Below are 6,000 nucleotides of genomic sequence, written 5' to 3'. Positions count from 1 at the left end.
GAATAATATTAATACCTATAAAGACATGACTATTTCCTAGGAAATAGTCATGTCTTTATAGGTATTAATATTATGAATTTAAAATAAAACAGTCACTATAAACTATAAGTTTCACCTATATCAATAATTTTAATAGAACTGTCATTTAGGTTTAGTAAGGATTCTTCAGTTTCCTCAAAATTTTCTAAAGAAATCTTAAACGTTTTATAATGAATAGGAATCATTACAGGACAGTCCATCATTTTAAACATCTCATAACTTTGTTCTGGTGTACAATGCATATAAGAAAATCTATCAGGTTTATAGCAGCCTACAGGCATTAATGCTACATTACAGTTAATATCTTTAAAATTATTTGTAAAAGCAGTATCTCCAGCAAAAAAGATACGTTTATCTTCCCTTTCAATTAAATAGGAAATGCTTTCGTTATCCTGACCAAAATAAAAGCGTCTTCCATCATGATTAGCTTCATAGGCTGTAATTTTTACGAACTCATCCTGATAAATGTCTCCAGGGTGCAATAAAACTACATTTTTGAAACCTAATAGTTTAGCAAGGCGGACATATCCTTTTGGAACAATTATGGCTGCATCTTTATTTAATTTTCTAAGAGAAGAAAAATTTAAATGGTCCATATGACCATGTGATAGGAGTATATAATCTATCTTTAAATCATTTATATAAGCTGGCTTTTTTACTAATCTCTTAAAATAACCTAACGTACTAGAAAATACAGGGTCAGTAATTATAATTTTATCATATAAATTTATAACTGCAGTAGCATGACCAAACCAGTTTATAGAATTAGCCGTTATTTGATCAGATTTTATTTCCTCACTTTTTCTGAAATATTCTTTTATATTGTTAATTGTTAAATGGAATAAGAAATTAATATTAGAAAAAAGATTCAAGTGTTATCCTCCCTTTCTTAATGATTCCATTTAAATATTACAACACCAATAATCATAATAGCAATACCTAATAAGTGATTTAATGAGAACTTAATCTTTACAGTTTCAAATAATCCTAAAATATCAATAAGTGCTGCTGAAAGTAATTGTGATATTAAGATAATACCAATTCCTAAAGCAGGTCCCATTGAACTGACACTTTTTATAACTGTAAAAGTAATTACAACACCTAGTATACCACCTAATAAATAAAATTTATTAACAGTCTTTAAATTTGAATAACTTCCATCACCAAAAAAGAAAAAGGCTATAAGACTAACGATGAAAGCAATTATTTGAACTAATAATGTAGTTTCCCATACCCCTATCTTTTCTCCAAGACGAGTATTAAATACTCCCTGAACACTCATAGCAATTCCTGAAATTATTGCACATATTATTCCAAACATAATATCACCTCGGAAATATTATTCCCGTAAGATCGTTAAATATTATATAAAATAAAAATGTTGCTATGTAATAAGTATTTTATAGACAACATTTACGAATATTAGCAATTATTGCTAAATTATTACTAAATTATCTAAACTTTTATTAAATTGATTTTGTATTTGAGATTCAGAAAACCCTAAAGTTAATCCTAAACTTAGTAAATCTTCAAATAGGGTTAAGTAGTGATCCATAGAAGGAGAGATAATCAAGTCGTTTATATCAATATATAAATTTAGAAATTGATCACTTAGACAATAATCATTAGGATTCATGGAAACTGCGATTAAATCTGTATACTTGTGATCAATACCAAGTGTTAGGGCCTGAGAAATACATGTTATATATTTATTGAATATCACAGTTAGATTGACGGGTTTGGTTTTTTTATCTAAATAATTAAAACAAGTAGTTTCATTAGCTAAATCACCAAGAGATATTGCAAATTCTAAATTTTTACGCACTTGCAATTTATGTGGTTCCAACTCTTCATTTATAGATAAACGATCATTATATTTTTTCTGTACTTTAAATAATGGCTGAATATTCATTATGAATCCCCCTATATTTCTTGTAATAATATTATTTTACAAAATCTTTAAAATAAATGAAAGTTCAGAAAACGAATACAAAAAAATATTTTTTATTTTTACAGAAAATTCATAATTAATGCATTTTTCAAAAATTAAAATTATTATATTAAAAATATTTCGTAAATTTTACAATACAAAAAAACTGCCTAAATAATTTATACATAAGACAGTTTTATAATTGATGGATGTAAGGATTTAATAATTACCTTTAGCTTGGTGTGTTAGAAATCTTTCAAAATATAAGATTTTATTGGAGTATTTTTCTTTACAATAGGTAATTTCCATATCTCAATACTTTTAATTCTTAATTTTACAAGGTTATTGTTATCATATATTTCAGGAAAATTTAGTTTTACATCTTGTTTCTTATAGTCCTTAGGAACGTAACCTAGATTAGCTAGAGAAATAAAGTTATCTCCAAAGGATTTTACGGTAAAGCCATTAAGATCTAAAACATCAGAAAGGCTTCGAGAAAGTCTTTTTATATACCCTTTATCATCTATTTTTAGATTTATACTTTTAGTAGGCTCAAAAAGGTATACCAAATCACTAGCATCAATTCTGAAAGTTTTATATGGAGCTATAACTTTATCCATAACAGGATATAATCTATCTAAATTTGGATTTTCTATAGATGTCAATAAAACAAAAGGTATAGGCGAATTTCTATTTGCCCTAAATTTTTTAGACATATTTCTTTGTATAGGAGATATTACTTGATATGTCTCCTCATCAAATAATGCAACTATGTAGTACTTCATAATAACCCTCACAATCTCGATTATTGTATTACTTAAAGTTTTAATAAATTATAACATATTAAGCAGTAGAAAAGAATAGAATAGAAGAATAATTAAATACTGAATGTAGATATTAATCATACTATGCGTTATATATTTTAACATTATTGACTATTTATGTATTTATTATAAAGGTATTAAGAAACTAATTCCATTTGGACCATTAAAAAAATTATGATAAATAGCATATATGCCTAAAAAAGTAGGTATAGACTAAAAAAATATATTTAAATAAATTTAGTTTATGATATAATGATTAAGATAGATTTTAATAATAAAATAGGTTAATAATGTAATTAGATATAAAATATAGATAATATAGATTTTAATAGATAGGGTGAATTCAATGGAAAGATTAGTTATAAACGGAGGAAACTTGCTAAAAGGCAGCGTTGATATAAACGGAGCTAAGAATGCAGCAGTAGCAATATTACCAGCAGCAATAATGGCAAGCAATGGAAAATGCATAATTGATAACATACCAGATATTGAAGATGTACACTGCTTAGAGAGAATACTTAAGAGCTTGGGATGTAATATAGTTAAGATAGATAGCAATACTTTAGAGATAGATAGTACTAGTGTTAATAACTTTGATGCATGCATAGATGATGTGAGAAGGATGAGAGCTTCATATTACTTTATTGGAGCTTTATTATCACGATTTAAAAAAGCGAGAGTGGTTCTTCCAGGTGGGTGTTCAATTGGTGTAAGACCTATAGATCAACATATAAAAGGATTTGAGGCTTTAGGTGCCGATGTGTTTATTGAGCATGGAGCAGTGAATGTTAAAGCTGATAGATTAGTAGGTGCTAACATATTTTTTGATGTAGTTTCGGTAGGAGCAACAATAAATGTAATGATAGCAGCAACATTAGCAGAGGGAGTTACAGTTCTTGAGAACGTAGCTAAAGAACCTCATGTTGTTGATGTAGCTAACTTTTTAAATTCAATGGGTGCTGATATAAGAGGTGCTGGAACTGATATAATAAGAATTAAAGGCGTAGAGAGTTTAAAAGGTTGCTCGTATAGTGTAATACCAGATCAAATTGAAGCTGGTACATTTATGATAGCAGCGGCTGCTACAGGCGGAGACGTTTATATAAGAAACGTTATACCAAAGCATTTAGAATCAATTACAGCTAAGCTTACTGAAATGGGAGCCGTAATTGAAGAAGGCGATGATTGTGTTAGAGTTACTGTAAATTCTCCACTTAAAGGAGTGAATATAAAAACAACGCCATATCCAGGGTTTCCGACAGATATTCAACAACCAATGTCAACTTTATTGAGTGTTGTTCCAGGAAGAAGTTTAATAACTGAATCTATTTGGGAGAATAGACATAAACATATAGATGAATTGAAAAAGATGGGGGCAAACATCAAAGTCGAAGGCAGGGTTGCAATTATTGATGGTTCACAAAGGCTTACAGGTGCTGTAGTAAAGGCAACAGATTTAAGGGCTGGTGCAGCAATGGTTATAGCAGGATTAGTTGCAGAGGGAACTACTGAGATAACTAGCATAGAGCATATAGATAGAGGTTATCCTCATATAGAAAATAAATTTAGAGCTTTGGGTGCGAATATTAAAAGAATAGAAGTTGATGAGTAAGAAATGTTCTATAGGGGGAGGAGATTAGAGTGATATTTTGTTCTTTATATAGTGGCAGTAGTGGCAATAGCATGTTTGTTGCTTCTGATAAAGCGAAGATATTAATAGATGCAGGACTCCCTGGTAAAAAAATTGATATGGCACTACAAGAGATTAATCAAAATCCAAGAGATTTAAATGGGATTTTTATAACTCATGAACATAGCGATCATATTAAAGGAGTGGGAGTATTATCTAGAAAATATGATATTCCTATATATGCAAATGCAGATACTTGGTCTGCCATGGAAAACTCGCTTGGAAAAATAAAAGAGTGCAATATAAGAGTGATAGATAAAAGATCTATTACAGAAATAAATGATATGAGTATTAAGGCCTTTAATACTCCTCATGATGCAGTGGCCCCAATGGGATATACAGTTAGTGCTGTAAAAAAGAGAATAAGTGTAGCAACGGATTTTGGTACCTTCACTAGGGAAATCTATGATAATATAAAGGATTCAGAAGTTATACTTCTTGAAAGTAACCATGATATTAATATGCTTAAATTTGGACCATATCCATATCCTTTAAAAAGGAGAATTCTTAGTGAAATAGGACACTTATCTAATGAGGATTGCGGAAGTGCTATTGTTGAATTATATAAGTGCTCGGCAAATAAGAAGATTATTTTAGGGCATTTAAGTAATACAAATAATCAACCTGATTTAGCATATCAGACTGTATTTAATGTGTTAAGTGAGAATGGAATTAATCCTAATGAAGACATAATGTTAACTATGGCAAATAGGCACAATCCTAGTAGTTATATAGAAATTTGATTCTTATAAGGTTATAATTAAAAATTATTATATATAAAATGAAGATTTAAGGGAGGACTTAAAAAATGAGTTTATATACAGAATGGACTGACATGGTTGTTGACTATGTAAAAACTAAAGGGGAAAATGCTTTTTGGGCAGAATATAGTAAATTAGAAAAATCAATATATAAGGATTTATTAGCGAATCATAAAGAAGCTAAAAACACTACAATTAATGAATTAGCCAAAAACTATGATTCTACAGTAGAATTTGCTATGGGATTTATGGATGGAATTAACGATAGCTTAAAAAATCCATATGATTTAGAATCTATTAATGCAGATACAGAACTAGTTTTAGATTTAAATTTAGAAACTTTATACTTCAATATGTTGGATGCTAAGGCAGAGTATTTATATACATTACCTCAATGGGATGGTATATTCTCAGTAGAAAAGAGAAATGAAATGCAAAAGCAATATAAAGAATCTAAAATCATAAGAAATTTAGATAAAGTAGGAAGAAATGACGCTTGTCCATGCGGAAGTGGAAAGAAATATAAGAAATGCTGCGGGAAAGACAAATAGTAGATCATTACATATAATATAAGTGTTTTTAATATATTAATTGACTAAAAAACCCATTTTAGATGGGTTTTTTTCTTTTTAATCGGTTTATGAAAAATAACAATTCACAAATTAAAATATAGTTGATATAATTAACATATATAAGATATATGTGTATAAAAATGAATAGATATGCTATGGAAGCAAAAATGAGGATTTTTTTAAG

7 protein-coding genes are annotated in these 6,000 nt (G+C 28.6%); 3 read left to right on the top strand and 4 right to left on the bottom strand.

Annotated elements, in window-relative coordinates; all coding sequences use genetic code 11:
• Window positions 1-95 precede the first annotated feature (95 nt).
• From CLCHR_RS17930 to CLCHR_RS17915, 4 genes are all read right to left on the bottom strand, one after another.
• Window positions 96-911, bottom strand: coding sequence for an MBL fold metallo-hydrolase (locus CLCHR_RS17930; RefSeq protein WP_079441279.1), 816 nt, complete (start codon window positions 909-911; stop codon window positions 96-98).
• Between the two features lie 17 nt (window positions 912-928).
• Window positions 929-1,360: a DMT family transporter gene (locus CLCHR_RS17925; protein ID WP_079441278.1), complete on the bottom strand. Its 432-nt coding sequence runs from the start codon at window positions 1,358-1,360 to the stop codon at window positions 929-931.
• 114 nt (window positions 1,361-1,474) lie between these two features.
• Window positions 1,475-1,951, bottom strand: coding sequence for a dUTP diphosphatase (locus CLCHR_RS17920; protein WP_079441277.1), 477 nt, complete (start codon window positions 1,949-1,951; stop codon window positions 1,475-1,477).
• Between the two features lie 263 nt (window positions 1,952-2,214).
• Window positions 2,215-2,754 (bottom strand): hypothetical protein, encoded by a 540-nt coding sequence (locus tag CLCHR_RS17915; RefSeq protein ID WP_079441276.1) that lies wholly within the window; start codon window positions 2,752-2,754, stop codon window positions 2,215-2,217.
• A 385-nt stretch (window positions 2,755-3,139) separates the two neighbouring features.
• On the opposite strand from CLCHR_RS17915, the gene CLCHR_RS17910 reads away from it, so the two are divergent.
• From CLCHR_RS17910 to CLCHR_RS17900, 3 genes are all read left to right on the top strand, one after another.
• A complete protein-coding gene (locus tag CLCHR_RS17910; RefSeq protein ID WP_079441275.1) occupies window positions 3,140-4,405 on the top strand; it encodes a UDP-N-acetylglucosamine 1-carboxyvinyltransferase in 1,266 nt (421 codons plus the stop codon).
• A 29-nt stretch (window positions 4,406-4,434) separates the two neighbouring features.
• The gene (locus tag CLCHR_RS17905; RefSeq protein WP_079441274.1) at window positions 4,435-5,226 is read left to right on the top strand and encodes an MBL fold metallo-hydrolase; all 792 of its coding nucleotides are present in this window, start codon (window positions 4,435-4,437) and stop codon (window positions 5,224-5,226) included.
• Window positions 5,227-5,291: 65 nt separating this feature from the next.
• Window positions 5,292-5,795 carry an SEC-C metal-binding domain-containing protein gene (locus CLCHR_RS17900; RefSeq protein ID WP_079441273.1) on the top strand — a complete coding sequence of 168 codons (504 nt, stop codon included), beginning with the start codon at window positions 5,292-5,294 and terminating at the stop codon, window positions 5,793-5,795.
• Window positions 5,796-6,000: the final 205 nt, after the last annotated feature.

Origin of the sequence: Clostridium chromiireducens (assembly GCF_002029255.1) — a bacterium.
Lineage (GTDB): Bacteria > Bacillota > Clostridia > Clostridiales > Clostridiaceae > Clostridium > Clostridium chromiireducens.
Note: the sequence above shows the minus strand (reverse complement) of the source record. Positions and strands in the feature narration are given on the sequence as shown.

Bases quoted from the DNA above. Each gene is read 5' to 3' on its own strand.
- CLCHR_RS17910 (WP_079441275.1), top strand. From the start codon at position 3,140: ATGGAAAGATTAGTTATAAACGGAGGAAACTTGCTAAAAGGCAGCGTT.
- CLCHR_RS17900 (WP_079441273.1), top strand. From the start codon at position 5,292: ATGAGTTTATATACAGAATGGACTGACATGGTTGTTGACTATGTAAAA.
- CLCHR_RS17915 (WP_079441276.1), bottom strand. From the start codon at position 2,754: ATGAAGTACTACATAGTTGCATTATTTGATGAGGAGACATATCAAGTA.
- CLCHR_RS17920 (WP_079441277.1), bottom strand. From the start codon at position 1,951: ATGAATATTCAGCCATTATTTAAAGTACAGAAAAAATATAATGATCGT.
- CLCHR_RS17925 (WP_079441278.1), bottom strand. From the start codon at position 1,360: ATGTTTGGAATAATATGTGCAATAATTTCAGGAATTGCTATGAGTGTT.